We start from the raw sequence: 2884 nt of genomic DNA on the forward strand, positions 1-2884 counted from the left end.
CAACTGTGGATCTTCGGTCTCGTAACGATTGGCGGTGCCGAGCAAATCAGCCTTGCCGTCCTTGATCGCCCGCACAGCATCGCCTCGCGATGCATAGCGCTGAACCTCGATCTCAACGTGCAACAGCTGTTTGAGCAGCCCGGCGTAGTCGGCCGTCAAACCCTCGTAATCGTCGTCGTTGGTGGTGATGTCGAAGGGCGGATAATCCGGCTTCGAAACGGCCAGCACCAGCCGACCCTTTTGACGCAGCACCCGCGAATCGGCATCCGACAGTTTGACGTCGTAGCCATCGACGCTGGAGCGTCCAAGCAGTTTCAGGGTCTGGGGTTGTGCACCGGCGCTGGTTATCCACAGGCAAGCCAGCAGCACAAGGCAGGTGAGGCAACGCAATCGGTGCGAAATCATCATTCAGATCAGATTATTGCGTTTGGCAAAATCGCGCAGATGCACCGGGGAGCCGATCTGGAGTTTGTCGGTCAATCGGGTCTTGTAGGTACTGACCGTCTTGTGGCTCAGGTGCATTATTTCGGCAATGGCCTTGTTGCTCATACCGTTGGCCAGGTAGCAGCAAATCGTCAGTTCACGATTGGACAGTTTTTCAATCAGCTGCGCGTCACTGCGCTGCACAAGGCTGAGTGAGACCGAGCTCGTCTCGAGCTTTTCAAAATAGCTGTAACCCGCCTTGACTGCATCGATGGCCTTGCGGAGGTGCTCCAGATCGTTGGTTTTTGAAACAAAAGCCGCAGCGCCCGCACGCATGCAACGATCCTGATAAAACATCCCGTTCAGTGAAGTGAACACCACGACCTGGCATCGGATGCCGCTGCTTCGAATGTGCTCCAGCACACCCAGGCCATCCAGTCCGGGCAAGTTCAGATCCAGCACCAGCGTGCCAGGTTGGTGCTCGCGAAGCATCGACATCACCGCGTTACCGTTGGATACCTCGCTCACCCGATATCCCGCCTGGGCAAGCAACATCCTCACCGCCGTGCGAACCACGGGATGATCATCCGCGATCCCCGCTCTTAGCGCTGGCTTCATGGCAACTCCTGTGCGTAGGGCACGACAATCGGGCATTCAATGCCCATGGGCCAGACCCGGTTTAACGCAGGGCTGCGCAACGACTTTTGCATGAAAATCCGGGCTCGACTACCTGACAGAAATGACAGTGCCGACGAACGGTAACCGTGGATCAACGGTCGTCATCAACCGTTGAATACTTATCAGATCAGGCAACGCCGCATCGCTCAGCCGAATCTTCTGCGACCCGCCGAACGGGATCGGCGGCGATTGTGCGCCTGCATAAATCAATGCATGGCGCACCTGCGGGTGATCGAGGAAGTAGTCGTTCAGGTCCAGCGCCTCGCCCGCCAGCGCCGCATTGATCACCACCAGATCGAAAGGCACATCGCCGTATTCGATCAGCGTCAGCAGTTCTTCAAGGTTTTGCGCGGGCGCCACCCGGTAGTAGCCGAGTTGGTTGAACAGGCGCTCCATTCGCAGCCGCTGAAAATGCTGCTTGTCGGCAATCAGAATACGCAACGCTTTGTTTAGCAACGGGAGCCCCTTGGCGGGTTTCAAGTTCATGAGGCCCCAAGGCTACGGAAGAGCCCTCAAGCTTTCTGTAGGACTATTCCGAAAATCCAGGCATCTCGTCCGTCAATGAACGGAGATTCACCGCGTGAAACCGATCCCCGGTAGGAGCCGCCGAAGGCTGCGATCTTTTGATCTTTTGATCTTTTGATGGGTGCGGGGGAATTGCGGGGTTCTTCAGCAAGGGTTCAGAATTCAAGATGTGTGGTGCTTTTGAAGGCCCAATCGCGAGCAACACATCCACCACCGACCGCCCCTGCCCCCGCTGCTTGCCATGCTCATACAAAGAGCCGGCAATCTCATCTGCACGAATCGGCAGGATCGAGAGCAAGGTGTCGCTCAAGCCGTGGCTCGCCTGGCAGAACCCCTGCATGTAAATGCCGGCCTTGCAGCGTTCGTCGGTGACCAGTTTGTAGTTGCGATCCACCTCGAAATCCCCCAGGTACTGCTCCAGCGGCGCCAATAATTTGCGGTGCATCTGACGCTCGTAACCGGTGGCCAACACCACCGCATCGTAGTGCCGAACCGTGACTTCGCCGGTTGCGTTGTTGCGCACCGCCAGTTCGATGCCGCGCTCGGTGGCGGTGGCTTTCTCGACAGTGGTCAGGGTGCGGAAAACATGACGGGCGATGCCCGAGACTTTCTGGCGATAGAAGATCCCGTAGATGCGTTCGATCAGGTCGATGTCCACCACTGAATAGTTGGTGTTGTGGTACTCGTTGACCAGCCGCTCGCGCTCGCTGCTCGCCTGCTGGAACACCAGGTCGGTGAACTGCGGCGAGAACACTTCGTTGACGAACGGACTGTCATCCGCCGGCTTCAATGCCGAACCACGCAGGATCATGTCCACCTGCACCGACGGGAAGCTGTCGTTCAAATCGATGAAGGCCTCAGCCGCGCTCTGCCCGCCGCCAATGATCGCAATGTTCATCGGCTGATTATTCACACAAGGTTGCCTGGCCATCTGCGCCAGGTACTGCGAGTGATGAAACACCCGGCCGTCATCCTTTAGCGCCTTGAACGCTTCCGGAATACGCGGCGTACCACCGGCGCTGACCACCACCGAACGGGCGGTGCGCACATGTTGCTGGCCGTGGGTATCGCGGGAGATCACGCGCAGCGCTTCGACCTGCTGGTTGTGCAGCACCGGCTCGATGGTCAGCACTTCTTCGCCGTAGCGGCTCTGTGCGGCGAATTGCCCGGCGACCCAGCACAGGTAGTCGTTGTACTCCATGCGGCACGGATAGAAAGTGCCGAGGTTGATGAAGTCCACCAGACGCCCGTGATGCTT

General features: G+C 58.0%; 3 protein-coding genes and 1 pseudogene. All 4 read right to left on the reverse strand.

Annotation, left to right across the window (positions count from 1 at the left end):
* Positions 1-408, reverse strand: a 408-nt coding sequence (locus tag F8N62_RS31065; protein ID WP_150714187.1) for a transporter substrate-binding domain-containing protein, incomplete at its 3' end; no start/stop codon positions are given.
* Positions 409-1041: a response regulator transcription factor gene (locus F8N62_RS31070; RefSeq protein WP_150713473.1), complete on the reverse strand. Its 633-nt coding sequence runs from the start codon at positions 1039-1041 to the stop codon at positions 409-411.
* A gap of 108 nt (positions 1042-1149) precedes the next feature.
* Entirely contained in the window at positions 1150-1557 is a 408-nt protein-coding gene (locus F8N62_RS31075; protein ID WP_150713512.1) for a response regulator, read from the reverse strand.
* 262 nt (positions 1558-1819) lie between these two features.
* A pseudogene (locus F8N62_RS31080) lies at positions 1820-2884 on the reverse strand (SidA/IucD/PvdA family monooxygenase); the annotation flags it as partial.

Origin of the sequence: Pseudomonas fluorescens (assembly GCF_902497785.1) — a bacterium.
Lineage (GTDB): Bacteria > Pseudomonadota > Gammaproteobacteria > Pseudomonadales > Pseudomonadaceae > Aquipseudomonas > Aquipseudomonas fluorescens_BO.